A 23982-nucleotide genomic window follows, 5' to 3' on the forward strand; every position below is an offset into this window, starting at 1 on the left:
CCTACTGCGGGAGCGGTTTGCGCCAACGTACGTCGGCGACGCGGATACGCTGATTGTTGTCACCGTTCCAGTCGACGCTCAGTCCCTGGGCTCGGAGTGCGTCGGCTACCTGGCGCCCGACGGTCCGATCGGTGTGCGCAATCATGTGTGCCTTGGCGGTTTCGTCGCCGCCGAAGGCAGCGGCGATCAGCGCGGAATCGAGATCATGGGCCGGACGAAACGCACTGTAGGACAAGTAGAGATCGGACGGCTCGTCGCCGAGACGCTCCGCATCTTGCATGTGGAAGAACGTGTACGCCCACTGAGCAAAGGGATACCCGTTCTCGTCGGGTTCGGACGGCGTGCGTTCGTCGTCGATTTCGGTAGTGCCGCACTGCATGCAGCAGGTGAAGTTCATCCGGGCCACGATGCCGTTGCGCTCGAGATCATCGAAGGCTGCGGATACGCGCTCGAAGTCGCCGGGAGCCGTCCACTGCGTCTGCTCCACGAGTCTGTGGTCCCAGACTGCACGCACTCCCGCGTCGATCTGTCTGCCGAGTTCGTCGTTCTCGAAGCCGCCCTCGACACAGTCTCGGGCGGCTTCGCAGATTTCTTCGAACGTCGCGAAACCTGGGAGTACCAGTTCGCGTGCTTGCTCACGTACGGCGACGATGTCAGCCTCACTGAGCACCGGTGCTGACTGTCGTGACTGTGACCAGGGCAATCGCATACCGGCACCGTACTGCACCGATCCGACCGTCAGGCGACGTCGGCTGCTGCTTTCGTTTCCTCCTCGGTCGACGGGGCGGGCTTGTTCGGGATGAGCGCCGTGGCGATCAGGCCCACCACGACAAATCCGGCCGCAAGGTATCCGCCGAGTGTGATGCCGTGAGTCATCGCAGATTGGGCGGCGTCGGCGACGAAGGCAGTGCTCGGTGAGCCGGCCAGTGAGTCGATGGTGGCGCCTGCGCTGTCGGTGACTGCCCGCGTCAGCTGATCAGCCTGGGCTTGGTCGACACCGGATTCGGTGAGGTCGTTGTTCAGCGTCGAATTGAGAGTGCTGAAGAACACCGTGGTGAGGACGGCGATGCCCAGTGCCGATCCGAGTTGGCGGAACGCGCTTTGAATGCCGGAGCCTTGACCGGCGCTCTGCTCGGGAATCTCTTCGAGTACGACGTTGGTAACCTGCGCCGTCGCGAAACCGACGCCGATTCCGTAGAAGAACAGCACTGCGGCGATAGTCCACCAGGGGCTGTCTGTCGCAGCGATGAATCCGAGACCGGCGAGACCGAGCGCTTCGAGAGCCAGGCCGATGCGTACCAAGCCCAACGGCGAGACCTTCGATGCCAGCCCGAAGCTCGCACCACTGGCGACAAAGCTGCCGATGGCGATGGGAACCAGTGCGAGTCCGGCCTGGAGTGCGCTGTAGCCGAGCGTGAACTGAAGCCAGAGAGGAAGCACCGCAACGATTCCGAACTCGCCGAGTCCGATGATCAGCGTCGCGATGTTGCCGTTGCGGAACGACGAGATGGAGAACAACCGTACGTCCATCAGCGCCCGCGACGGATCGGCGCTGCGGGTGAGCATGGTTTGACGGTAGGCGAACGCACCGAGCGACAGAACGGCGAGCACAAGCGCCACCAGAACCGGTGACGGTCCGCTGGACCATGACAGACCGAACAGATCGAAGGGTTCCTTTGTGGTCAGCCACCCGTACGTTCGTCCCTCGACGAGGCCGAAGGCCAGCAGTCCGAGCCCGGCGATGGACAGTGCTGCTCCGGTGGCGTCGATGCGCCCTGCGGTGCGGGGTGAGGGGGCGATGAACAGCACTGCGCCGATGAGAATGAGCGCAGCAAGCGGAATGTTGATCCCGAATGCCCAACGCCATGAGGCATGTTCGGCAAGCCAGCCGCCGAGCAGTGGGCCGAGGGCGGATGCAGCGCCGATGGTGGAGCCCCAGACAGCGAAGGCCTGGCCGCGAGCTTTGCCGGTGAACATCGCGTTCAGAAGCGACAGCGACGTGGGCAGGATCATGGCCGCGCCGGCGCCCTGCAGGAATCGTGCCAGGATGAGCAGACCGCCGTTCGGCGCCAGTCCGGCCAGCAGGCTCGTTGCGCCGAACACGACGACTCCGGCGATGAAGATGCGACGGGCGCCGACCAGGTCGGCAACTCTGCCGACCAGAAGCAGCAGCGCCGCGAACACGATTGCGTAGGACTCTTGGATCCATTGAGCCTGAACGGAATTGATCCCGAGATCCTCGATGATCGAGGGGACTATGACGTTGACGATGGTGGTGTCGACGACGATCAGTGCCACGCCGAGTGCGATGGCGATCAGGCCCAGCCACTTTCGGGTGGTGGGTGAGATGTTCACGAATAAACCTCCATTGTGAAGTAACTTCACTATGAAGGTATATTTGAGGCGGTAAGTTGTCAACGTGCGCGCTGGGCTCGACCGGCCGCCGTCTGGCACAGGAAAGGTGGGATCACCGAGGTGGAGGCACCGCGCGACATCTCCGTGGAGCGGGAGCGGCTGATGGACGAATTCCGTACGTACGGTGGGACGTTCACCGAATTCAGTCATCGATTCGCGTCGTGGCTCGGCCTGCATTCCACCGACGCAACCGCACTGATGGAAATCACGGCGGCTGAGGAGAAAGGTGCGCCGCTCTCGCCTGCCCGCCTCGGCGAGCGGATCTCACTGACGTCGGGCGCAACCACCGCGTTGCTCAATCGCCTGGAAAAGGCAGGGCATATCGTCCGGACCCGCGAGAATGCAGACCGCCGCGTGGTCACGCTGCACAGCAGTGCGCATGTGCAGGATCTGGCGGACGAGTTCTTCGGGCCCCTTGCTGTGCGACTCGACGCCATGATGGCGAAGTACCCGCCCGAACTGCTCAGTCGATTCGAGGAATTTCTCGTCGACCTGCATTCCACGATGAACGAGCACCTCGAGCAGGACAACCGCTGAACAAAAAACGCCGCTCGACTCCGGAGAGTCGAGCGGCGGTCTTGGCTTAGGTGACGGCTACTTGCCGAGCTTGGCCTGCAGATCGTCGAGAACCAGGCCGGCACCTGTCGGGCCGAGGCCCAGGAACCAGGTCTCGTCGCTCACCTCGGTGGCGCGTCCTTCCTTGACTGCGTCCATGCTGGCCCACAGCGGTCCGGCAACAACCGTGGTCTGGCCGGTGTCGGCGGGATTTCCGTAGCTGGAGTAGAAGATTCGGTCACCCTCCGCCTCGGTGATCGTTTCCGGGCTGACCTCGACGGCCAGTTCGTCGATGTCCTGGATCGCCGGGCGGGGCAGACCGACGTCCTTCAAGATGACGCCGATGAACGACAGATTGCCGTACAGGCGCAGCTTTCCGGACATGAAGCGAACCAGTGAAATTGTCGGGGAGCCGTCGATCGACTCACGGACCTTGTCGGCGTGCTCTTGGTAGTCGTTGAGAACCTGCTCAGCCTTGGTCTCTTCGCCGAGTGCGTCACCGGCAAGGAGGAAGTTCTCCTTCCACGGGAAGCCGGGGCGGATGCTGAAGACCGTCGGAGCGATTGCCGCGAGTTGCGGGTAAAGCTTGTCCTGGCGCAGCTTGCTGCCGAGGATCAGATCGGGCTGCAGTGCGGTGATCGCCTCGAGGTTGAGATTGTTGGTGGTGCCGACGTCGGGGACGCCGACGAGCTTGTCGGCGAGGTACGACGGCTGGCCGGCGGCACTTTCCGGGCTGGCGATGCCGACCGGGGTGATCCCGAGAGAAAGAACCTCGTCGAGTTCGCCGCTGTCGAGCACGACGACGCGGGTGGGCTTGGCCTCGAGGGTGGTCTCGCCCAGAGCGTGGGTGATTGTGCGCGGGAACTCGCCGGGCGCGGCATCGCTGCCGAGCTTCGCGGTTTCCGTGTCGGCGGTGCTGAACAGCTTGCCGCCGGTCGCGACATCGGTGTTGCCGTTTGCGTTGCCGCCGGCGTCGGAAGAGCCGCAGGCCGTGGCGGCAAAAACAGTCGCCAGGGCAACCATGGCGACCCGGACCGACGTGCGGCTCCGGAGAGTGGTGCGTGAGTGCATTAGGCTACCCTACCTTCCGTCCATATGGCTTGGTCAGGGAGGTATCCGCACCGTCGATACCAGGTGAAGGGCGCGTCAGGTCTCGCTCAGCGGGACCTCTACGCAATTAGGACAACAGGGCGCGACCAACGTGTTAGCTTCGCGAAAGACCTGTACTGGTAAGCGAAGACGCGTGTAGTGAGGATTTCGATGACCCTGAACATTGCCGATCTGTTCGAGGCCGTTGCCGATGCGATCCCCGATCGCGTTCCCTTGATTCTGGAAGACACGCGGTTGAGCTACGCCGAACTCGAACTGCGATCGAACCGGCTCGCACATCATCTGCAATCGGTGGGCGTCGAACCGGGCCAGCATGTCGGTATTCACATGCGGAACTGCGTCGAGTACGTCGAAGCGCTCCTTGCCTGCTTGAAGATCAGAGCGGTACCGATCAACGTCAACTTTCGCTACACGGATGCCGAACTCTCGTACATCTACACCAACTCCCAGATGGTGGCACTGCTGGTCGAGGCAGAATTCGCTCCGACGGCACTGGCCGTGGTTCCGCAGTGTCCGGAGATCACCCACGTGCTGATCGTCGGCGACGACTACGAGAACGCCCTTGCGGCGCAGTCCGATACCCGCGACTTCGGCCCTCGCAGCAACGACGACCATTTCATCATCTACACCGGCGGTACAACCGGAATGCCCAAGGGTGTGGTGTGGCGGCACGAAGACTTCTTCTTCGCCGCGCTGTCCGGAGCGAACCTCAGCGGGCCGCCGCGTCGAAGCCTCGAAGAGGTTGTGGACGCGGCCGTAGCCAACACCGATCCGACTGTGCTGCTACTCATCCCGCCGCTCATGCATGGAGCCGCGATCTATTCACTGCTCACGGCATTTCTCATGGGAGCTCCCCGTGTGCTGACCCGCAGCTTCGATCCGATGGAAGTGCTGCGACTGGTCGAGGCCGAGAAGATCACCGGAATCACCGTCGTCGGCGACGCGATTGCTCGACCGATTGCCGACGCCATCGCCGCTAGCGAAGGGCGCTACGACCTTTCGACTCTCCAACTGATCGGCTCGGGTGGCGCATTGTTCTCGCCGAACCTCAAGGCGGAACTGACGACCCGATTGCCGGGGCTGGTGATCAAGGATGCATTCGGTGCTTCGGAATCCGGCAACGACGGCGTCGTCGAATTCGGTGAGGACGGTTCCAAGCGAATTCGATCCAACCCCAACATGATTCTTGTCGACGACGAATTCCGTCGCATCGAACCAGGCTCGAACACAGTCGGATTCATCGCCAGGGCCGGCCATGTTCCCGTGGCCTACTTCGACGACCCTGCGAAGACTGCTGCAACTTTTCCCGTCGTCGACGGGGTGCGTCTGGCGGTACTCGGGGACATGGGCACGATGGAAGCCGACGGAACCATCGTGCTGCTCGGGCGCGGTTCGATGTGCATCAACTCCGGAGGCGAGAAGGTTTATCCCGAAGAAGTCGAGCAGGCACTCAAAACTCACCCGGCAGTTTTCGACGCTTTGGTGGCGGGTGTGGCCGACACTCGATTCGGCGAGAAGGTCGCCGCTGTGGTGCAGGTTCGACCGGGATTCGAAGATGTTGCGACGGAATCGTTGTCGGAGCATTGCCGCACCCACGTCGCCGGGTACAAGATTCCCCGGTCGATCGTGCTCGTACCAAGCATCCTCCGCTCACCCAGCGGGAAGGCCGACTATCGTTGGGCTCGCGAAACCGTAGCGGGAGTGTGAATCAACTTCCGATACCTCGGACGACGCACCACTCGTTTCCCTCGGGATCCAGCAGCACCTGAAAGGTACCGGCCGGGTCTTCCTGAACATTGCCGACCCGAGTTGCGCCGAGGCGCTCGGCAGCCTCGGTTGCGGCGACGACGTCATCCACGCTGACGTCGATGTGCAGGCGATTCTTCGTCAGCTTTGATTCCGGTACGCGTTGGAAGGCGAGGCGAGTCCATCCGGGCGGGTCGACAAACGCCCACTCCTCGCTCCGCTCTACCGGCTGTCCACCGAGGACGCCGGCCCAGAATTCCGCCAACTGAGCTGGTGCGGAGCAATCCACAACTACTTCGTCGACCTGCCCGATCACCGGTTCACAGCTCCACTGAATTCGGCTGTCACAACTGCGCTCAATTCGGCTGTCACAGCTGCGCTGAATTCGGCTGTCACAGCCAGGGCTCGATCGGCTTCTTCACCCACATGATCTTCTCGTCCGGATGCTCACGCCGAGCCTCGGGACGGTCTGGGTTAGCGGCTGACCACACAGCTTTCTCATCGAGCAGACTGGCGGCGATAGTCCAAGTCTCCCGCGTGCTCGGCGGATTGGCACCGGCCGCCCGCGCGAGTTTGCGCAGCCGATCGTCGGGCATGTCGAGCAACTCTGCACTGCTGATATCGCGGTCCCAGGCGAACTTGGCAAGACCGACAGCTTTCTCACGTCGGCTACGGCTCGCCATGTCGTTGTGCGCGAAGTCTGGTTCGGATGCCACGGCTTCACCTTATCGTCAACGAAATCGAGGCCCTCCCGCGTAAGCGGAAGGGCCTCAATTTCTGTTCTTCACTGTCGGGGTGGCGGGATTTGAACCCACGACCTCTTCGTCCCGAACGAAGCGCGCTACCAAGCTGCGCCACACCCCGTGTCGAACCTCGGTTAGCTTACATTACCGAGTCGACTGACATTAAATCCGCAGGTCAGTTGCGTAGAACCGACGCTGGAGACTCTGCGGAACTGTGTGCGGAGACATGCTCCGGTTCGCGCCTGGTGGCCGGAACCAGAGTCAGCAGAGTTGCCTCGGGACGGCAGCAGAAGCGTGCCGGAGCCCACGGCGAAGTGCCGATGCCCGCTGAGACGTGCAGCTGGGTGTGTGCGCCCCACTTGGACGGCCCCTTGACCCGGGATCGGTCGATCTGGCAGTTCGTGACCAGCGCTCCGTAGAACGGAAGGCACAGCTGACCACCGTGCGTGTGGCCGGCGAGCACCAGGTCGTAGCCGTCGTCGGCGAACCGGTCCAGAACTCGCGGTTCGGGCGAGTGCGTCAGGCCGAGCTTGAGCTGGGCGACGGGATTGGGTGTTCCGGCGACGGTGTCGTAGCGATCGCGCTTCAGGTGCGGATCATCGACGCCGGCGGCAGCAATGCGAATACCGGCCACTTCGAGTTCGCGGCGCACGTGGGTCATGTCGAGCCATCCACGCTCGGTGAACGCGGCCCGCAGGTCGCCCCAGGGGAGAGGATCCCCGGTGACGCGCTTGTCCTTGTTGAAGATGTAGCTCAGCGGATTCTTCGGTTTCGGAGCGAAGTAGTCGTTGCTGCCGAAGACGAACAGACCCGGTCGAGCCAACAGATCTCCGAGCGCCTGGACCACTGCTGGAACGCTGCGCTGGTGCGACAAGTTGTCGCCGGTGTTGACCACGAGGTCGGGGTCGAGGCCTTCGAGCTCACGCAACCAATTCTGTTTCAACCGTTGGTTCGGCATCATGTGCAAGTCGCTGAGATGGAGGACCCGCAGCGACGACGAACCGGGCGCCAGGACTGGCATCGTCACCTCACGCAGTGCAAATGCATTGCGTTCGATGCCGGATGCGTACCCGATCCCGAGTGCAGCGGCGCCCGCGGCACCAAGTGCGGCGCGGGTCAGGTTGGTGCGGAACTGGTCAGACACCCCTCAAGGATACGGGTGTGACCTTCTTCTGCGTCGCTCTCGCCGCCTTTTACAGCTATTCCACAGAGAATTGTGTCCGGGCGGAGGTAACTATCGGCACGCTCGAAACGCCGAGCGCGTAGCGTTTCCACCATGTCCGACACGACACCATCGCTCAAAGCCACCCTCCGAACCGACATGGTTGCATCCATGAAGGCGAAGGATCCGCTACGTACAGCCACCCTTCGGATGCTCATGGCAGCCGTCCAGACCGAAGAGGTAGCCGGTAAGGAAGCTCGCGTCCTCACCGACGAAGAAATCATCAAAGTCCTTGCAAAGGAATCGAAGAAGCGCGGCGAATCGGCCGAGATCTACACCGAGAACGGTCGCGGTGAGCTTGCCGCGAAAGAGCGCGCAGAAGCTCAGATCATCGACGAGTACCTGCCGACGCCGTTGACCGACGCCGAGCTTGTCGATGTCGTCGACACCGCCCTTGCTCAAGTTTCCGAGGAGCTCGGTGAGCGTCCCGGGATGCGTCAGATGGGCCAGGTCATCAAGGCCGCCAACGCTCTGGCCAAGGGCAAGGCCGACGGCGCACGTATCTCTGCAGCAGTGAAGTCCCGCCTGTAGAAGCGCGCTTCCAGAACCGAAAACGGCCGCGATCTCCGAATCACTCGGAGATCGCGGCCGTTCTTGTTTCAGGGCGGTCAGTTCGGCGGGGTCCCCGCAGGCGGTGCGGGTTCACCTCCGGGCGGAGTCGCATCCGGGGGAGTTGCGCCCGGTGCCGGGGCCGCGGGGGATGCGGGCGCAGCCGGAGCCCTCACGGAACCGTCGCTGATGTAGATCGTGACGGTCGAACCCGGGATCGCGGACCCGGACGGCGAAACTCCGGTGACCGTTCCCGCGCGCGCTCCGGATGCCGTCGTCACGGAATTGACGGTGAAGCCGGATGCCTGAAGCCGGGACGTCGCTGCCGACTGGCTCAGGCCGACAACCTCGGGAACCTGGCCGTTCTGTGATCCCCGTGCGTACTTTTCGTCGATCGGGGGCAGCGAGGTGGGCCCGAAGTTGTTGGCGACCGGGTTCATTGCCGCGAACCAGGATCTCGCCGGTTCGGTACCGCCGTACAGGTTGCCGCTGTAGCAGGGGCGCAGCGGGCTCGAGCAGATCTCGCCGGGGGTGGGGGAGTCGCCGAAGATGTAGACCGCAGCAGCGAGGTTGTTGGTGAAGCCGAGGAACGCCGAGGACTTGTGAGTCTCGGTGGTACCCGTCTTGCCCGACATCGGCAGGCTCCAACCGGCGCTGCTCGCGGCACCGGCAGACGTACCGGCGCCGACGTCGTCGCGGCTCATGGCATTGGCGAGGGTGTCTGCCAAGCCGGGCTCGACAACCTGCTCACAGCCCTGCTCGGTGACGGCCACCGGCTTGCCGTAGCGGTCGAAGACCGAATCGATGGGACTCGGCGGGCACCACTTGCCGTGCGAGGCGAGAGTGGCTGCGACGTTGGAGAGTTCGAGCGGGTTGATCCAGGTGGGGCCGAGGGTGAACGAACCGAGGTTCTGTTCCTTTTGGAAGTCGGCCATGCTGCGCTCGTCGAAGCCCGAGGTGTTCGGATCGGCGTACGAGCGCATGCCGAGACGGACAGCCATGTCGACCGTCGGCGTGACACCGGTTGCCTCGATGAGCTTGACGAAAGCGGTGTTGGGGGACTGAGCCAGCGCGTCGGTCACGGACAGCGTCGGCGGGTAGTTGCCCGCGTTCTCCACGCAGTACGTCGAGACCGGGCAACCTGCGGCGCCGCCGCTACCCATGCCCTTGGCTTCGAAGCGCTTGGGTACGTCGAGGGTCGCGTTGATGCCCAGACCCTTTTCCATCGCCGCAGCCGTCGTGAAGATCTTGAAGACGGAGCCCGCACCGTCGCCGGCCAGTGAGTACGGCTGCGCCTGGACGGTTTCGTCGGCGTCCGCGTTGAGTCCGTACGTGCGGCTACTGGCCATCGCGATGACCTTGTGTGAATCCTGACCGGGTCTGATCACGTTCATGACGTTGGCGATGCCGTCGAGGTTGGCGCTCGCGTTCGCATTCAGGCCGGCCTTGGTCGATGCCTGTACCTGCGGGTCGAGAGTGGTCTTAATGAGGTAACCACCGTCGTTGATCTGGTCACGGGTGATCCCGGCGTCCGAGAGGTACTTCAGTGCGTAGTCGCAGAAGAAACCACGATCGCCCGCGGCGATGCAGCCGCGCGGCAAGTTGTTGGGAGTTTCCAGGACGCCGAGGGGCTCTTCCTTCGCAGCCCGGAACTCGTCGGCGCGATCCGGAATGTTCGTGATCATGGTGTCGAGCACGGTGTTACGACGCTCGGTGACGCCTTCGACGTTCGTGTACGGGTTCAGTGCGGAGCTGGACTGAACCATGCCGGCAAGCATTGCCGACTGGGGAACGCTCAGATCTGCGGCGTCGACGCCGAAGTAGGTCTGAGCCGCGTCCTGAATGCCGAAGGATCCGTTGCCGAACGGGACGAGGTTCAGGTACCGGGTGAGGATCTCGTCTTTCGTGAGTTCCTTGTCCAGGGTCAGTGCCATCCGGATCTCGCGGATCTTTCGGGCCGGGGTGGTCTCGATGGCAGCGCGACGCTCGGCATCCGTCTTGGCCACGACCAACAGCTGGTAGTTCTTCACATACTGCTGATCGAGCGTCGACGCGCCCTGCTGCACTTCACCGGTTGTCGTGTTGGTGAGGAAGGCGCGCAGCGTTCCCTGCCAGTCGACGCCCTTGTGGTCGGGGAACCGTCGGTCCTCGATGGAGACGATCGCCAACTTCATGTTGTTGGAGATCTTCTCGCTCGGGACTTCGAAGCGTCGTTGGTCGTAGAGCCAGGCAATGGGGTTGCCGGCGGAATCGACCATGGTGGACACCGCGGGGACCGTGCCTTCGACCAGTTCGGCCGAGACGTTGTCGACGGTATCGGCAGCGCGGTTGGACGCGAATCCGAATCCGCCCGCCACTGGGAACATCACCCCTGCGACCAGGACACCCGCCAATGCGGAGCTTCCGGCGAGCTTCGCCACTGTTTTTGCAATCGACACGATCTACAGAGTACGTGTGCCCACCCATTGGAACCGGTTTCAGTGTTTTGCGGGTGTTCAAAACCTCCTGAACACGCGCTTTGTACTGCCGTACCAAAAAATGCCCCCGACCGTCTTGCGTTAGGGCCGTTCTTTACCTAAATTGTGATCAGTGTGATCGACGTAACACTCGATCACGAATGTGTCTCAGCTTTCACGTGCTACCGCGGGACTGCTGAGATGGTGCGCTGCTCGCCCCATGGCGACGGTCAGACTTTGTAGAGGGGACCCAGAATGTACACAGCCACCCCGAGTAGCCGTTTGGACATCGAGCAGGCCGAGGCACGAATTGCCTGGGTAACTCAGGCACGATGCCGCGAGGTCGACCCCGACCAACTTTTTGTTCGTGGCGCCGCGCAGCGCAAGGCGGCCACCATCTGCCGCCACTGCCCGGTACTCATGCAGTGCGGAGCCGACGCTCTCGACAATCGTGTCGAGTTCGGTGTGTGGGGCGGAATGACGGAACGTCAGCGCCGCGCACTGCTCAAGCAGCACCCCGACGTCGATTCCTGGTCCGAGTTCTTCGAAGATCAGCGCCAGCATCACTCAGCAGTCTGACCCCGGCCGATCGGGGGATCAGCCCTTACGAGTGAGCTGATCTCCCACCGCACGCAGCGCCTCGAGGTCCGAGACCTCGAACGGTAGCGACGGAACACCGATCAGCGGCACCCTCGGGTGAGCTGCGGTGAATCGGCTCAGCAAAGCGATTTCTCGCTTCGCGATCACTGCCCGATGGGCATGGATACGGAGAACAGCTGCGGTGAGGGCCTCGGCCTCGGTCGCACTTTCCTTCGCTTCCAGTTTGTCGGCGGCAGTCACCGCATGATCGGCAGGCAAGGCCGTCAATGTCGGGTGTGTGCGGTTGAGAACCAAACCGGCCAACGGCATCGAGTCACCCGCAAGGCGATCGACGAAGAACGCCGCCTCACGGAGAGCGTCGGGCTCGGCCGCTGCGATCACCAGGAAATGAGTCCCCGGCTGACGTAGCAACTCGTAGGTCTTCGTGGCGCGTTCACGGAAACCGCCGAACATCGAGTCGAGCGACTGCACGAATGCCGATGCATCCGAAAGCATTTGGCTTCCCACGATGGTCGAGACACCCTTCAGTGCCAATCCCATCGCGCCGGCCACGAGCCGGGTCAGGCCACGGCCGGGTGCCGAGAGCAGCCGGATCATCCGTCCGTCGAGGAATGTTCCGAGCCTCTGTGGAGCGTCGAGGAAGTCGAGCGCATTGCGCGACGGCGGGGTATCGACGATCACCAGATCCCACGCGTCGTTCGACGCCAGCTGCCCCAACTTCTCCATCGCCATGTACTCCTGCGTTCCGGAGAACGATGTGGCAACGGTTTGGTAGAAGGGATTCGCCAGGATCTGCTCGGCCTTCTCGGGGCTGGAATGCTCGATAACCATCTCGTCGAAAGTCCGACGCATGTTCAGCATCATCGCGTGCAGTTCACCCGTGGCCTCGGGACCCAGCTTCACCGGCTGCGGAGTGTTGTCGAGTTCGGCCACACCCAAGGCCTGCGCGAGGCGACGGGCCGGATCGATGGTGAGGACGACTACGCGTCGGCCCTCTTCGGCCGCACGCAATGCCAGCGACGCAGCCGTCGTGGTCTTGCCGACGCCACCCGCGCCGCAACACACCACGATCCGTGCCGTCGGGTCCTTGATGATCGCCGAAATATCGAGGGCAGGAGCTGCGCGTCGGCCGGTCCTGGAACTGCCGACCGTCACGTTCTCGGTGGTCTCGGTCATCACACGCCCTGTTCCGTGAGGTATTCGGCCAGCTCGTAGAGCCCACCGAGATCAACGCCGTCGGCGAGTGCGGGAAGTTGCACCCGCGCGCCGTCGATCTCGCGGAGCTTCTCCGCACTGGATTCTTGAGCTTCGAGCACCGAAGCATGTTCGATCGTCTCGGTGAGCAGGCCCGCGAAGTCGTCGTCGGACAGATCGATGCCGACGTCGGAGAGCGTCGACCGGATCGAAGCTGCATCGATGTTGCCGGCTGCGGCACCGGCGAGTTGATCTTCGGGCAAGAACCTCGGGCTGGCGCGGTTGACGATGATGGCACCGAGGTTGAGGTCGTCCCGCGCAAGTTCTGCGGCGGCGTCGGCAGTCTCCTGAACGGGCAGCGCTTCGAGAAGCGCAACCAGATGTACGACGGTTTCCGGCGAGTGCAGCAGGCGAACGACGCCTTCACTCTGTGAGTGGACAGGGCCGCCCTTGGCGAGATCGGCCATCGCCTTGGTGACGTCGAGGAAGCTGCCGATGCGTCCCGTCGGGGGAGCGTCGACGACAACGGCGTCGTACACGCGTTTGCCGGTCCGATCGGTGCGGATGACGCACTCCTTGATCTTGCCGGTGAGCAGAACGTCGCGAAGACCGGGAGCGATGGTCGTGGCAAATTCGATTGCGCCGAATTTACGCATCGCCCGGCCGGCGAAGCCGAGGTTGTAGAACATCTCGAGGTATTCGAGGAACGCGGTCTCGATGTCGACGGCGAGAGCCATCACTTCACCGCCACCTTCGGCGGCCGCGACCTTGGTCTCCTGCGGCGGAAGCGGCGGTACGTCGAAGAGCTGCGCGATTCCCTGACGGCCCTCGACCTCCACGAGGAGAACGCGCTTGCCGCCTTCGGCCAACGCGAGCGCCAACGCGGCGGCAACCGTGGACTTACCGGTACCGCCTTTACCTGACACAAAGTGCAGGCGGGCCTTCGTCGCAGACTCGGGCCAGGTCCTGCTCAGCTCATCTTGGGATGCAACCACACCGCGAGCCTATAAGTCTGGGGCCGAAGATGTACGCGGGATAGGCTCAGCGCATGAGCGAAATAACTTCCTGGGAATACACCGTGACTCCGTTGCTGGTCCACAATCCGAAGGCAATTCTCGACAACTGGGGTGTCGACGGCTGGGAACTCGTCGCAGTCCTGCCGAGCGCGTCGGGCGAGCAGCACGTCGCGTACATGAAGCGTCCGAAGGGCTGAATCACATGGCAGAGGCAACACAGACCTGGTCGGAGCGTCTCGCCGAACTGGGCATCGCACTTCCCGCCGTCGCGGCACCCGTCGCTGCGTACGTTCCCGCGGTTCGCAGTGGCAACCACGTGTACACGTCGGGTCAGCTCCCGTTCGTCGACGGAAAGTTGGCGCTGACCGGCAAGCTCGGCGCGGGCGTGTCGGATGAGGACGCCAAGGCCGCAGCACGTACCTGCGCGCTGAACGCCCTCGCTGCCATCGACGCGCTGGTCGGCATCGACAACGTCGTCCGCGTCGTGAAGGTCGTCGGCTTCGTGGCATCCGCCGAAGGATTCACCGGTCAGCCCGGCGTGATCAACGGCGCTTCCGAATTCCTCGGCGAGGTTCTCGGCGACGCCGGTATTCACGCTCGTTCGGCTGTCGGAGTGGCAGAACTTCCCCTCGGCTCACCCGTCGAGGTGGAACTGATCGTCGAAGTTCGCTGATGTCGACGGTCCATCCCGCCTACACGCAGCTTCGCCGCGTCACCGACATCGCTTCGGTCTTGCTCGAGAACAATCCGGGCATGATGACGCTGGACGGTACGAACACCTGGATTCTGCATGCTCCGGGCAGCGTCGAGTGTGTTGTCGTCGATCCAGGCGACAACGACGAGGAACACCTGCAACGTGTCGCTGGTATCGGTCCGGTAGCGCTGACCTTGATCACGCACCGGCACTACGACCACACCGGCGGGGTGGACCGTTTCCACGAATTGACTTCGGCTCCAGTGCGTTCCGTCGACCCCACATTTCTTCGCGGGGGCGCTTCGGCGCTTGTCGACGGTGAAGTGATCGAGGTCGCGGGCCTGAAGTTGCGGATCCTCGCGACTCCGGGGCACACCGCTGACTCGGTGTCGATAGTCATCGAGAACGATTCGAGCGTGCTGACGGGCGACACCATTCTCGGCCGCGGCACGGCAGTTCTCGACGATTCCGACGGCGATCTGGGGGATTACCTCACCTCGCTGCGGTCTCTGGCCGCGCTCGGCGAAGGATTGACGGTGCTGCCCGGGCACGGTCCTGACCTACCCGATCTGCAGGCGATTTCACAGCAGTACCTCGCCCACCGCGAGGAGCGTCTGGATCAGGTGCGGGCCGCTCTGTCGACGTTGGGGGAGTCGGCCTCGGTTCGCGACGTAGTCGAACACGTCTACTCCGACGTGGACCCGAAGCTGTGGCCGGTCGCGGAGAAATCCGTCAACGTGCAGTTGGCGTATCTGCGCCGCTGAGGCGCTCGGCGCCGACATAAGGAGCTGAGCTGTCTGGCCGAACTGCCGCCACCTATGCCAATCGAGGTATAGCTGGCGGCAGTTTTTGCATTTGTTTGATATGGGTCACGGGCCAATAGTTAGTCCATGACCTCACAATGCGACGGATGGATCCGCAATTACGTGGACGGCTCCTATGTCGAACCCGACGAGTCGTCGAGCTTCGATCAGGTTGACCCCGCAACGGGCCGTGTTCTCGCCCGGGTCCACGAGGCTGACAAGGCCCTGGTCGATCGGGCCGTGACCTCTGCCAGGCGCGCTCTGAACAACGGTTGGGCCGATACGCCGGTCCGGGAGCGGACGGCTCTGCTGAGGCGGGCCGCCGACCGGATCGAGGAACGATTCGAAGAGTTCGTCGCCGCAGAAATGGCGGACACCGGTAAGCCGATCACGCAGGCACGCGAACTCGACGTCGCGCGCGCCCTGACGAACTTCCGCACCTTCGCCGACATCGTCGCCGCTTCCGGACAGGAATCGTTTGTCACCGATCTCGCGGGTGGCAAGCAGGCGCTGAACTACGCGATCCGCAAGCCGCTCGGCGTGGTCGCGGTCATCGTTCCGTGGAACCTGCCGCTGCTTCTCCTGACCTGGAAGGTTGCGCCCGCGCTCGCGTGCGGAAACTCCGTGGTGGTCAAACCTTCCGAGGAAACCCCGGCGACTGCGTCGTTGCTGGCGGAGGTGCTCGAAGAGGTCGGCCTGCCTGCCGGCGTCTACAACGTCGTCCATGGATTCGGCGCGAACTCGGCCGGCGAGTTCCTCACCACGCACCCCGGTATCGACGGCGTCACCTTCACTGGATCTTCGGCAACCGGTTCCCATGTCATGAAAACCGTTGCCCCGCGGGTCCGTCCGGTCTCGTTCGAGCTCGGCGGCAAGAACGCCGCGATCGTGTTCGACGACGTCGACATCGACGAAGCGCTGACGGGTCTGACCAAGTCGGTGTTCACCAACACGGGCCAGGTCTGCCTGTGCACCGAGCGTGTGTACGTGCACCGCAGCATTTTCGACGACATTGCCGGTGGACTCGTCGAGCGGGCAGCAGGATTGCGGCTGGGCGACCCGACGCTCGCTGCGACGACCACCGGTCCGCTCATCTCGCAGGCGCACCGGAAGAAGGTACTCGACTACTTCGAGATCGCCGAGCAGGAAGGCGCGAAAGTGCTGACCGGCGGCGGTATTCCGGATCTCGGACAGGAACTGTCGGGCGGATCCTGGATCGAACCCACCCTGTGGACGGGCTTGACCAACAAGGATCGCGCGGTGCGAGAGGAGATCTTCGGACCCGTCGCAGCACTGATTCCGTTCGACACCGAAGCCGAAGCGATCGCCCTGGCAAACGACACCGAGTACGGCCTGGCTGCCTCCGTGTGGACCAACGACTTGCGCCGCGGACACCGCGTCGCGCAGAAGATGAACGTCGGAATCTCTTGGGTCAACACGTGGTTCACCCGTGAGCTGCGATCTCCCTTCGGCGGCATGGGCCTGTCCGGCATCGGACGTGAGGGCGGCGAGTCCTCACTGCACTTCTACACCGAACCGACAAACGTGTGTGTGCAACTGTGAACATCGAAACCGCAAAAGTTCTCCAGAAATGAGCGAGGCGTGATGACAGCCCCAGAAGACACCGTATCCGCGCTCGCCCGTCGCCTCGACGACGCTGCGCAGAGTCGCACCGATACCCCCAGCCTCGCCGACGATCACACCATCGACATCGACGAGGCCTACCGGATCCAGAACGAACTCCTCGAACGACGCACCAGCCGTGGTGAATCGATCGTGGGCATCAAGCTCGGCTTCACCAGCAAAGCGAAGATGGCGCAGATGGGTGTCTCCGAGGTGATCGTCGGTCAGTTGACCGACGCGATGTGCGTGAGCAACGGCGGCGAAGTCGACCTGACGACGTTCATTCATCCCAAGATCGAACCCGAAGTGGCATACCGCCTGTCGAAGGACGTCGATCTCGACGATCCGAACGTCGACATCGAAACCTGCGTCGACGCACTGGCTCCCGCAATGGAAATCATCGACTCGCGCTACCGCGACTTCCGCTTCACCTACACCGACGTCGTCGCTGACAACACCAGTGCCGCCGGGTACGTGATCGGGCGTTGGCTGCCGCTGCAGAACGTCGAGGACCGTTCCGTGCGTATGGAAGTCGGCGGCGAGACGGTAGTCGGTACCACAGCAGCCATTCTCGGCGACCCGGTGCGAGCTCTGCACGCACTGCTCGACATCGCTCGACGACGCCGAATTCCGTTGCGCGCGGGGCAGGTAATTCTGGCCGGCGCCGCCACAGCAGCTGTGCGACTCGACGAGGGCGTCGCGCAGTGCAGCATCGACGGCCTCGGAACCGTCACGGTGAAAGGTGTGAAGCGATGAGTGGTGCACAGGTCATCGAGAAGCTGGCGAAGCCGCGCGGAAAGTTCCCGCACGTCAAGGTGGTTGGCGACTTCGTCTACGTCTCCGGCACCAGTTCGCGTCGGCCCGACAACACGTTTGTCGGCGTCGAGGTCGACGAGATGGGGACCACGGCGCTCGACATTCGGGCGCAGACCCGTGCCGTCATCGAGAACATCGCGGCGATCCTTGCCGAAGTGGGCGGAGAACTGAGTGATCTGGTTCAGGTCACCTCGTACCTGGTGTCGATGAACGACTTCGGTGGATACAACGAGGTGTATGCCGAACTGTTCGACGAAAACGGTCCGACGAGAACGACCGTAGCTGTCCACCAACTGCCCCACCCGCACCTGCTCATCGAAATTTCCGGCGTGGCGTACGTGCCCGCCGCCAAGCGCTCAGCGTCCGAAGATACGGAGAATGCATCATGACCACGATTCCTCCCGTCATCGACTTCAAGAAGTGGATCGACGACAACCGCCACCTCCTGCAGCCGCCCGTCAACAATCAGACGATGGCGCTGGGAGACGACTTCATCGTGCAGGTCGTCGGCGGCCCCAACCAGCGGACCGACTACCACCTCGATCCGTACGAGGAGTGGTTCTACCAGCTCGAAGGTGACATCCACGTCAACGTCATGACCGAGGACGGTCCTCAGCGCGTCGACATTCGTGAAGGTGAAACCTGGTTGCTGCCGGGAGACATTCCGCATTCGCCGCAGCGTCCCACCGCGGGTTCGATCGGCCTGGTCATCGAACGAGTCCGCAAGGAAGGCACGCTCGAGAAGTTCCAGTGGTACTGCCTCGAATGCGATCACAAGATTCACGAGGTCGAACTTCAGGTGCGTGACATCGTGGCCGACCTGCCGCCGGTGTTCGTCAAGTTCTACGAGAGCGAAGAAGCCCGCACGTGTGACAAGTGCGGCACGCTCCATCCCGGCAAGGGCTGAGCGATGAGCAACCTGATCGACATCCACACCCACTACGTGCCCAACGGGTGGCCGGATCTGACCGAAGACGCGGGACCGCAGGCACCGTGGCTGAAGGTCGAGTCGGAAACCGAAGCCATGATCATGATGGGCACCAAGGAGTTCCGCCGCATCCAGTCCGATGCCTGGGACGCCGAGGTGCGGCTTCGGGACATGGATGCCGACGGCGTGCAGACGCAGGTCGTCTCGCCCACTCCGGCGTTCTTCAACTACGGCCGGAGCGGCGAGCAGGCAAGTCGCATTGCACGGATCTTCAACGACCTCGCTCTCGAGATCGTGGAGCCGGCGAAGGATCGGTTGATTCCGTTCTGCCAGGTGCCTTTGCAGGACACCGACGCCGCATGCCGTGAGCTCGAGCGGTGCATCGCGAACGGGCACCGCGGGGTCGAGATCGGCAATCATGTCGGCGATCTGGACCTCGACAGCGAAGGTGTGGTGACGTTCCTGCAGCACTGTGCGTCGCTGGACGTGCCGGTCTTCGTGCACCCGTGGGACATGGCCAACTCGCCGCGTCTCGATCGCTGGATGGCGCAGTGGCTCACCGCGATGCCGGCCGAAACGCATCTGTCGATACTCGCGCTGATTCTCGGTGGTGTGTTCGACAAGATCGACGATCGTCTCAAGATCGGATTTGCGCACGGTGGTGGATCTTTCGCGTTCTGGTTGGGGCGAATGGAAAACGCCTGGCACGGCCGCAACGACATCATCGGTACGTCGGAGTTCCCACCGTCGCATTACCTGGGAAGGTTCTACGTGGATTCCGTCGTCTTCGACGAGCGTGCGCTGCGACTGCTGGTGGACACGGTGGGTGTGGACCGTGTGATGGTGGGTAGTGATTACCCGTACCCCTTGGGGGAGCGTCCGGTCGGTGAGGTGGTTCGCAAGAGTGAGTTCTTGGACGATACTGCGCGCCAACTGATCTCGCGGGGGAATGCCGAACGTTTCCTGGGTCTCGTCTGAGACCCCGGCTATACCCTTTCCGGTATGGCGGACGGTGAATTCGGCATTTGTGAGTCATGTCTCGAGCGAGCACAATTCCAAACACAACGATCGACGACGCTCGTGATGCCGACAATCCCGAAGACGGGGTCGGTGACTACAGATTTCATCGTCCGCCTGCCCCATCCAATCGATAGGTTCCGCGATGTCAGACAAGATATCCAACAGCACAACGAGTGACGGAAAGCCGTTGCCGGAGAAAGCTGCCCGTAGCCGAGTTGCCATGGCAACTCTGGCCGGCACAACTCTCGAATGGTACGACTTCTTCCTCTACGGCACAGCTGCCGCGCTGATCTTCAACAAACAATTCTTCCCGAGCCTGAGCCCCACTGCCGGCACGCTGGCTGCCTTCAGCACCTTCGCCGTCGGGTTCATCGCGCGGCCGGTGGGCGGACTCGTGTTCGGGCACTTCGGTGACCGGATCGGGCGCAAGGCCACACTTGTGGTCTCCCTGGTGATGATGGGCGTCGGTTCCACACTCATCGGCCTCATCCCGAACTACGACTCCATCGGATTCTGGGCGCCTGTCCTTCTGGTGGCCATGCGCGTCGTTCAGGGCATCGGTCTGGGCGGTGAAGGCGCCGGCGCGACGCTCATGTCGATGGAGCATGCACCGGCCGGGCAGAAGAATCTGTACGCAGGTTTCCCGCAGATGGGCACACCGGCCGGACTTGTTCTGGCCAACGGCATCTTCCTCACGACCAATGCCGTGATGTCGGACTCCGCGTTTGCCTCGTGGGGATGGCGAATCCCGTTCCTGCTCAGCTTCGTTCTGGTGGCGATCGGTCTGGTGATTCGCTTGCGCGTCACCGAGTCGCCGTCGTTCGCCGGGATCATGGAGAAGGGCGAAATAGTCCGGTTCCCGCTGCGTGAATCGCTCAAGGTCGGCTTCCCGCGTTTGTCGCTGACGCTGGCCGCGTGCTTGGCGAACTCCGCCGTGGCCTACGCCTTCATGGTGTTCACTCTGTCGTACGGAACTCAACATCTGGGCTACGACAAGCAGTTCCTCGTGCTCAGCGTGACTGCGGCGGCTGTCCTCTGGTTCCTCTCCATACCGTTCTGGACCAAGATCGCCGACAAGTACGGGCGTCGACACATGTTCATCGGCGGGTCGGCCGCAATCCTGTTGTGGTGCATCGTGTTCTTCCCGCTACTGAACACCGAGAACAAAGTGATCGCTGTCATCGCGTTCCTGGGTATGGGTCTGATCGTGCCGGTCACCCATTGTGTTCAGGGCAGCATCATCGCCGACACGTTCCCGGCCAAGGTCCGCTACTCCGGTTCGTCTCTGATCCTCCAGAGTGGTGCGATCCTCGGCGGCGGACTGGCGCCGATGATCGCCACCGCACTGCTGGACGCCACCGGGTCTTCGGTGGGCGTCACCTGGTACCTCGCCTCGATATGCACGATCAGCCTGGTCGGCGCCATCGCACTGTTCAAGCTTGTCCCCGATTCGTCGCGGGGTCTGGAGAACGAAGAGATTCGGGTCTCCGAAAACGCCTGAGTGCGAGATTGTTCCGAATCGGCCCGCTCCCTGCGAGGGAGCGGGCCGATCTACGTTTCACGGTCGCATGAGCTCGTCTGCAAAGGACTTCAGCGTCGCGATCAACGCCTGCGCGGACGGGCTCGACGTTCGAGTCGCCGACGAGGTGATGCCGACGCTGTGCCCGATCGGATCGAGAGTGATGGACAGGGTGGTCAAACGTGCGTCGTCTCGGGGGATGAGACTCGGTAGTACCGCGATCATGTCGGTCTCGACCAGCAGCTGACGCACGGTGAGGAAAGAGGTTGCCTCGACGCGATTTTCGGGCAACGGCAGGCCGTTACGGGCGAAGAACTCCTCGAGCTCGCGGCGGAGCACTGTCTCGACACCCGGCAGGATCCAGGGGAAGCCGCGCAGTTCTTCGAGTTGGATGTCCTCGCGATGAGCGAGTGGATGATCCACGCGGGTGACGAGTTCGACCGACTCCGCGTAGAGGTTTCGCCTGATCGCGGTGTCGTCGGTAGGTGAGGTGAGTCGGCCGACGATCAGGTCGATCCGACCCGCTTCCAGATCGGTGAGCAACTGCTCGGGTGTGCCTTCGCGAACGATGACGGTGAGCAGGGGGTGCTGGACCTTCAGTCGCGCGATGGCGCCCGGAAGCAGCACGTTGGATCCGGCGAGATGTGTTCCCACGATGACGGTTCCGCGATTGGCGTCGGCAAGCTCGACGACGTGCCGCCCCGCTTCGGTCAGCTGCGCGATCACGGCCCGAGCATGAGTGGTGAATGCCTCACCGAAAATGGTCGGGGTGATTCCGCGCGGGCCGCGGTCGAAGAGCGAGACACCGAGAATGGACTCGATGTCGTGCAGACTGCGGGTCGCGACGGGTTGCGTGATGTGAAGTGCGGCAGCGGCACCGACCACGCTGCCCTGACGGCTCAATGCGTCGACGAGCAGGAGATGGCGGAGTTTGAGTCGCCCGTCGAGGAGCTTGGGCATGTCCATGGAGCAATCCTAGTCGGGATTTCTCTTGGTGGGTAGGCGCCCGAAGTTGCTCAGGAGAAGGTGATTCCGATCGGTTGGGCCGTTGTGTACTTCTCCCACGATTCGCTGCTGTCCGGACTTCCCGTGTGCGCAAAGGACGTCCAGTGCCTGCGCACACGACGGCCCAGTGCGTCGATGCTCGGCCAGTCGCTGCTGCCCAGCATCGGCGAGCCCTGCCAGGACTGCTCGGTTCCCAACACGAAGGGCAGTTCGATGCAGTGGGTGGCTCCGAAGACGTCGTCGGACGGTGTCCAGTCGAAGCGATACGTGTACACCGACGCACCGGCTTCGGTGAAGGCGTCGGCCAGCGCCATCGCTGGTTCGGCAAACATGTTCTGTGTCAGTGCTTCTTCGGCGACACCTTCGGGATCGGGTGCGCCCACCACGTTGCGCAGGAACGCGGATCCCTCGTCGCGGGTGTAGCCCACGATGACGTCCGGCGCTGCCTCGAAAGTTCGGGTCACCGGTTCAAGCCCGGAAATCGGCGCAAATGGCGGTTGAACGACGTTGGGGGACCGCTGGCTGAACTCGATTGCCGTGCCGCGGAATGCGTCGAGAATGCGGGAGAGTGGCGCGGTCCGAGGATCTCCGTCGAGCAGTCGGGCAAACGTCTCGCCGTTCTCGATTGCCGCAGCCTGCGTGAAGTTGAGGTCCGGTCGTGGGGTGCTCTGCAGAATTGCTCGATGGAACAGAGTTCGAGAGTTGTTACTGCTCAACAGATTCACGACGGAATGAGCGCCGGCAGACTGGCCGAACACGGTGACCGAATCGGGGTTGCCGCCGAATGCCTCGATGTTCTCGCGCACCCAGTCGAGCGCTGCGATCTGATCGTGGACTCCGAGGTTGCCTTCACTGACGCCATCGAGGAGAAGGTATCCGAGCACGCCGACGCGATAGTTGACCGACACCACGACGACGTCGCCTTCGGCTGACAAAGCGCTGCCGTCGTACCAGGGGAGGGCGCCGCCGCCACTGGAGTAGCCGCCGCCGTGCAGCCAGACCAGAACTGGGCGGTGACCGGTCAGCGAGGGGGTTGTGACGGTGACGGTGAAGCTGTCCTCGCTCTGTTCCGGCTCGGGGAGCGGCGGTCCCATGATCCGTTCGAGACGTGAAGGTGGTTGGGGGAACACCGTTCCGGGAGCTGTGGCGTCGAAGACGTCGGAGAACGGTTCCACTGGCCGCGGTTTCTCGAAACGCTGTGCGCGGGCGTAGGGAATCGCACCGAAGTAGTAGGAGCCGTCGCGCTTTCGGCCGCGGACCTTCCCCGAAGTTGTGGATGCGATCACCGTCTCGGACGAGGGCATGGGTTCCTTTCTTCTTGTGCTGTCGATTCGAGAGTGCATTTTCGAGCATGCCAGCTCGATTCTGCGGCACAAATGCCTTTGTGGTCGTGCGGTATGCGTTACGGCGAGAGGGCTTGGACCAGTCGATCTTCGAGTCGCGTCGTCACTCGTGTGTACACGGCGTCGTCGTCCAGTGCTCGCGACATCACGATTGCGCCTTGGATCCCGGCCACGGCTTCTTCGGCAAGCCCGGTGGAATTTTCGGTGCCGGCGAGTGCCGCCTCGAGAGCGACGGTCCATTCGTCGAAGTAGGTTCGCACCCTGGCGCCGAAGCGGTTTCGTTCTTCACCGAGTGCAAATGCGCCGAACAGGCAAATGCGTTGTCCTGATCGAAAGTAGTCGCCCACGGTGGCGAACATGCTCTGGATGCGCTGCCTCGGTGGAACCGACTCCGCTCGAAGCGGTTCGAAGACCTCGGTGCGAAACCATCCGTCGATCTCGTCGAGCACCGCCTCGGCCATCTCTTCCTTTCCCCGCGGAAAGAAGTTGTAGAGACTGCCTTTGCCCAAACCGGTGTATTCGGTGATCACGGCCAGGCTCGCTCCGTCGAACCCGTAGGTTCGAAACACGTTCGCGAGCGCGGGGATCGTGTCCGAGCGTTCAGCTACCTGTCTGGCCATGGATT

Annotated in this window: 25 protein-coding genes and 1 tRNA gene; 13 read left to right on the forward strand and 13 right to left on the reverse strand. The window is 62.9% G+C overall.

Annotated elements, in window-relative coordinates:
- Nucleotide 1: 1 nt before the first annotated feature.
- Nucleotides 2-709 carry a DUF6891 domain-containing protein gene (locus ACFQ6H_RS02060; RefSeq protein WP_378643325.1) on the reverse strand — a complete coding sequence of 236 codons (708 nt, stop codon included), beginning with the start codon at nucleotides 707-709 and terminating at the stop codon, nucleotides 2-4.
- A gap of 29 nt (nucleotides 710-738) precedes the next feature.
- Entirely contained in the window at nucleotides 739-2355 is a 1617-nt protein-coding gene (locus ACFQ6H_RS02065; protein WP_378643330.1) for a DHA2 family efflux MFS transporter permease subunit, read from the reverse strand.
- Nucleotides 2356-2475: 120 nt separating this feature from the next.
- On the opposite strand from ACFQ6H_RS02065, the gene ACFQ6H_RS02070 reads away from it, so the two are divergent.
- Entirely contained in the window at nucleotides 2476-2952 is a 477-nt protein-coding gene (locus ACFQ6H_RS02070) for a MarR family winged helix-turn-helix transcriptional regulator (protein WP_378540474.1), read from the forward strand.
- Nucleotides 2953-3009: 57 nt separating this feature from the next.
- Here ACFQ6H_RS02070 and ACFQ6H_RS02075 read toward each other — a convergent pair whose 3' ends face one another.
- Nucleotides 3010-4041, reverse strand: a complete 1032-nt coding sequence (locus tag ACFQ6H_RS02075; RefSeq protein ID WP_378537068.1) for an ABC transporter substrate-binding protein — start codon at nucleotides 4039-4041, stop codon at nucleotides 3010-3012.
- Nucleotides 4042-4230: 189 nt separating this feature from the next.
- On the opposite strand from ACFQ6H_RS02075, the gene ACFQ6H_RS02080 reads away from it, so the two are divergent.
- A complete protein-coding gene (locus ACFQ6H_RS02080; protein WP_378643333.1) occupies nucleotides 4231-5787 on the forward strand; it encodes an acyl-CoA synthetase in 1557 nt (518 codons plus the stop codon).
- Nucleotide 5788: 1 nt separating this feature from the next.
- Here the strand turns inward: ACFQ6H_RS02080 and ACFQ6H_RS02085 are convergent, their stop codons facing one another.
- The 4 genes from ACFQ6H_RS02085 to ACFQ6H_RS02100 all read right to left on the reverse strand — a co-directional run bounded on the left by ACFQ6H_RS02085 (nucleotide 5789) and on the right by ACFQ6H_RS02100 (nucleotide 7713).
- The gene (locus ACFQ6H_RS02085; protein WP_378643336.1) at nucleotides 5789-6142 is read right to left on the reverse strand and encodes a VOC family protein; all 354 of its coding nucleotides are present in this window, start codon (nucleotides 6140-6142) and stop codon (nucleotides 5789-5791) included.
- 76 nt (nucleotides 6143-6218) lie between these two features.
- Entirely contained in the window at nucleotides 6219-6542 is a 324-nt protein-coding gene (locus ACFQ6H_RS02090) for a hypothetical protein (RefSeq protein WP_378537074.1), read from the reverse strand.
- 74 nt (nucleotides 6543-6616) lie between these two features.
- A tRNA-Pro gene (locus tag ACFQ6H_RS02095) sits at nucleotides 6617-6690 on the reverse strand.
- A 54-nt stretch (nucleotides 6691-6744) separates the two neighbouring features.
- The gene (locus ACFQ6H_RS02100) at nucleotides 6745-7713 is read right to left on the reverse strand and encodes a metallophosphoesterase (protein WP_378634165.1); all 969 of its coding nucleotides are present in this window, start codon (nucleotides 7711-7713) and stop codon (nucleotides 6745-6747) included.
- Between the two features lie 132 nt (nucleotides 7714-7845).
- Between ACFQ6H_RS02100 and ACFQ6H_RS02105 the strand changes: the two genes are divergently transcribed.
- Nucleotides 7846-8322 carry a GatB/YqeY domain-containing protein gene (locus ACFQ6H_RS02105; RefSeq protein WP_230816530.1) on the forward strand — a complete coding sequence of 159 codons (477 nt, stop codon included), beginning with the start codon at nucleotides 7846-7848 and terminating at the stop codon, nucleotides 8320-8322.
- A gap of 77 nt (nucleotides 8323-8399) precedes the next feature.
- Here the strand turns inward: ACFQ6H_RS02105 and ACFQ6H_RS02110 are convergent, their stop codons facing one another.
- The gene (locus tag ACFQ6H_RS02110; RefSeq protein WP_378445777.1) at nucleotides 8400-10760 is read right to left on the reverse strand and encodes a penicillin-binding protein; all 2361 of its coding nucleotides are present in this window, start codon (nucleotides 10758-10760) and stop codon (nucleotides 8400-8402) included.
- Between the two features lie 291 nt (nucleotides 10761-11051).
- Here ACFQ6H_RS02110 and ACFQ6H_RS02115 point away from each other — a divergent pair, with 291 nt between their 5' ends.
- Nucleotides 11052-11375, forward strand: coding sequence for a WhiB family transcriptional regulator (locus tag ACFQ6H_RS02115; protein ID WP_007732375.1), 324 nt, complete (start codon nucleotides 11052-11054; stop codon nucleotides 11373-11375).
- Between the two features lie 18 nt (nucleotides 11376-11393).
- Here ACFQ6H_RS02115 and ACFQ6H_RS02120 read toward each other — a convergent pair whose 3' ends face one another.
- Nucleotides 11394-12572, reverse strand: coding sequence for an ArsA family ATPase (locus ACFQ6H_RS02120; RefSeq protein ID WP_029254327.1), 1179 nt, complete (start codon nucleotides 12570-12572; stop codon nucleotides 11394-11396).
- A complete protein-coding gene (locus tag ACFQ6H_RS02125; RefSeq protein WP_378643341.1) occupies nucleotides 12572-13585 on the reverse strand; it encodes an ArsA family ATPase in 1014 nt (337 codons plus the stop codon). The genes ACFQ6H_RS02120 and ACFQ6H_RS02125 overlap by 1 nt, the downstream gene beginning before the upstream one ends.
- 53 nt (nucleotides 13586-13638) lie before the next feature.
- Here ACFQ6H_RS02125 and ACFQ6H_RS02130 point away from each other — a divergent pair, with 53 nt between their 5' ends.
- From ACFQ6H_RS02130 to ACFQ6H_RS02170, 9 genes are all read left to right on the forward strand, one after another.
- Nucleotides 13639-13803, forward strand: coding sequence for a hypothetical protein (locus ACFQ6H_RS02130; protein ID WP_003943454.1), 165 nt, complete (start codon nucleotides 13639-13641; stop codon nucleotides 13801-13803).
- 5 nt (nucleotides 13804-13808) lie between these two features.
- Nucleotides 13809-14279: a RidA family protein gene (locus tag ACFQ6H_RS02135; protein ID WP_003943508.1), complete on the forward strand. Its 471-nt coding sequence runs from the start codon at nucleotides 13809-13811 to the stop codon at nucleotides 14277-14279.
- On the forward strand, nucleotides 14279-15064 hold the full coding sequence (locus tag ACFQ6H_RS02140) for an MBL fold metallo-hydrolase (RefSeq protein ID WP_378643346.1): 786 nt from the start codon (nucleotides 14279-14281) through the stop codon (nucleotides 15062-15064). Before ACFQ6H_RS02135 ends, ACFQ6H_RS02140 begins: the two co-directional genes overlap by 1 nt.
- A 126-nt stretch (nucleotides 15065-15190) precedes the next feature.
- Nucleotides 15191-16666: a 2-hydroxymuconic semialdehyde dehydrogenase gene (locus ACFQ6H_RS02145; RefSeq protein ID WP_378643349.1), complete on the forward strand. Its 1476-nt coding sequence runs from the start codon at nucleotides 15191-15193 to the stop codon at nucleotides 16664-16666.
- Nucleotides 16667-16708: 42 nt separating this feature from the next.
- The gene (locus ACFQ6H_RS02150) at nucleotides 16709-17482 is read left to right on the forward strand and encodes a 2-keto-4-pentenoate hydratase (RefSeq protein ID WP_378445731.1); all 774 of its coding nucleotides are present in this window, start codon (nucleotides 16709-16711) and stop codon (nucleotides 17480-17482) included.
- Nucleotides 17479-17931: a RidA family protein gene (locus ACFQ6H_RS02155; RefSeq protein WP_138871577.1), complete on the forward strand. Its 453-nt coding sequence runs from the start codon at nucleotides 17479-17481 to the stop codon at nucleotides 17929-17931. The genes ACFQ6H_RS02150 and ACFQ6H_RS02155 overlap by 4 nt, the downstream gene beginning before the upstream one ends.
- A complete protein-coding gene (locus ACFQ6H_RS02160; RefSeq protein ID WP_003943511.1) occupies nucleotides 17928-18449 on the forward strand; it encodes a 3-hydroxyanthranilate 3,4-dioxygenase in 522 nt (173 codons plus the stop codon). The genes ACFQ6H_RS02155 and ACFQ6H_RS02160 overlap by 4 nt, the downstream gene beginning before the upstream one ends.
- Nucleotides 18450-18452: 3 nt before the next feature.
- Nucleotides 18453-19448 (forward strand): amidohydrolase family protein, encoded by a 996-nt coding sequence (locus ACFQ6H_RS02165; protein ID WP_235171169.1) that lies wholly within the window; start codon nucleotides 18453-18455, stop codon nucleotides 19446-19448.
- A gap of 184 nt (nucleotides 19449-19632) precedes the next feature.
- Entirely contained in the window at nucleotides 19633-20991 is a 1359-nt protein-coding gene (locus tag ACFQ6H_RS02170) for an MFS transporter (RefSeq protein ID WP_378445733.1), read from the forward strand.
- Nucleotides 20992-21048: 57 nt separating this feature from the next.
- Here ACFQ6H_RS02170 and ACFQ6H_RS02175 read toward each other — a convergent pair whose 3' ends face one another.
- From ACFQ6H_RS02175 to ACFQ6H_RS02185, 3 genes are all read right to left on the reverse strand, one after another.
- The gene (locus tag ACFQ6H_RS02175) at nucleotides 21049-21975 is read right to left on the reverse strand and encodes a LysR substrate-binding domain-containing protein (protein WP_230816521.1); all 927 of its coding nucleotides are present in this window, start codon (nucleotides 21973-21975) and stop codon (nucleotides 21049-21051) included.
- A 50-nt stretch (nucleotides 21976-22025) separates the two neighbouring features.
- Complete coding sequence (locus tag ACFQ6H_RS02180; RefSeq protein ID WP_378643354.1) at nucleotides 22026-23318, reverse strand: carboxylesterase family protein; 1293 nt, start codon at nucleotides 23316-23318, stop codon at nucleotides 22026-22028.
- A 98-nt stretch (nucleotides 23319-23416) separates the two neighbouring features.
- Nucleotides 23417-23977, reverse strand: a complete 561-nt coding sequence (locus ACFQ6H_RS02185; RefSeq protein ID WP_378643358.1) for a TetR/AcrR family transcriptional regulator — start codon at nucleotides 23975-23977, stop codon at nucleotides 23417-23419.
- Nucleotides 23978-23982 lie beyond the last annotated feature (5 nt).

Source organism: Rhodococcus sp. NPDC056506 (assembly GCF_042794945.1).
In the GTDB taxonomy this organism is placed as follows: domain Bacteria; phylum Actinomycetota; class Actinomycetes; order Mycobacteriales; family Mycobacteriaceae; genus Rhodococcus_F.

Bases quoted from the DNA above. Each gene is read 5' to 3' on its own strand.
- ACFQ6H_RS02060 (WP_378643325.1), bottom strand. From the start codon at position 709: ATGCGATTGCCCTGGTCACAGTCACGACAGTCAGCACCGGTGCTCAGT.
- ACFQ6H_RS02075 (WP_378537068.1), bottom strand. From the start codon at position 4,041: ATGCACTCACGCACCACTCTCCGGAGCCGCACGTCGGTCCGGGTCGCC.
- ACFQ6H_RS02080 (WP_378643333.1), top strand. From the start codon at position 4,231: ATGACCCTGAACATTGCCGATCTGTTCGAGGCCGTTGCCGATGCGATC.
- ACFQ6H_RS02105 (WP_230816530.1), top strand. From the start codon at position 7,846: ATGTCCGACACGACACCATCGCTCAAAGCCACCCTCCGAACCGACATG.
- ACFQ6H_RS02115 (WP_007732375.1), top strand. From the start codon at position 11,052: ATGTACACAGCCACCCCGAGTAGCCGTTTGGACATCGAGCAGGCCGAG.
- ACFQ6H_RS02120 (WP_029254327.1), bottom strand. From the start codon at position 12,572: ATGACCGAGACCACCGAGAACGTGACGGTCGGCAGTTCCAGGACCGGC.
- ACFQ6H_RS02130 (WP_003943454.1), top strand. From the start codon at position 13,639: ATGAGCGAAATAACTTCCTGGGAATACACCGTGACTCCGTTGCTGGTC.
- ACFQ6H_RS02135 (WP_003943508.1), top strand. From the start codon at position 13,809: ATGGCAGAGGCAACACAGACCTGGTCGGAGCGTCTCGCCGAACTGGGC.
- ACFQ6H_RS02140 (WP_378643346.1), top strand. From the start codon at position 14,279: ATGTCGACGGTCCATCCCGCCTACACGCAGCTTCGCCGCGTCACCGAC.
- ACFQ6H_RS02145 (WP_378643349.1), top strand. From the start codon at position 15,191: ATGACCTCACAATGCGACGGATGGATCCGCAATTACGTGGACGGCTCC.
- ACFQ6H_RS02150 (WP_378445731.1), top strand. From the start codon at position 16,709: ATGACAGCCCCAGAAGACACCGTATCCGCGCTCGCCCGTCGCCTCGAC.
- ACFQ6H_RS02155 (WP_138871577.1), top strand. From the start codon at position 17,479: ATGAGTGGTGCACAGGTCATCGAGAAGCTGGCGAAGCCGCGCGGAAAG.
- ACFQ6H_RS02160 (WP_003943511.1), top strand. From the start codon at position 17,928: ATGACCACGATTCCTCCCGTCATCGACTTCAAGAAGTGGATCGACGAC.
- ACFQ6H_RS02165 (WP_235171169.1), top strand. From the start codon at position 18,453: ATGAGCAACCTGATCGACATCCACACCCACTACGTGCCCAACGGGTGG.
- ACFQ6H_RS02170 (WP_378445733.1), top strand. From the start codon at position 19,633: ATGTCAGACAAGATATCCAACAGCACAACGAGTGACGGAAAGCCGTTG.
- ACFQ6H_RS02175 (WP_230816521.1), bottom strand. From the start codon at position 21,975: ATGGACATGCCCAAGCTCCTCGACGGGCGACTCAAACTCCGCCATCTC.
- ACFQ6H_RS02180 (WP_378643354.1), bottom strand. From the start codon at position 23,318: ATGCCCTCGTCCGAGACGGTGATCGCATCCACAACTTCGGGGAAGGTC.
- ACFQ6H_RS02185 (WP_378643358.1), bottom strand. From the start codon at position 23,977: ATGGCCAGACAGGTAGCTGAACGCTCGGACACGATCCCCGCGCTCGCG.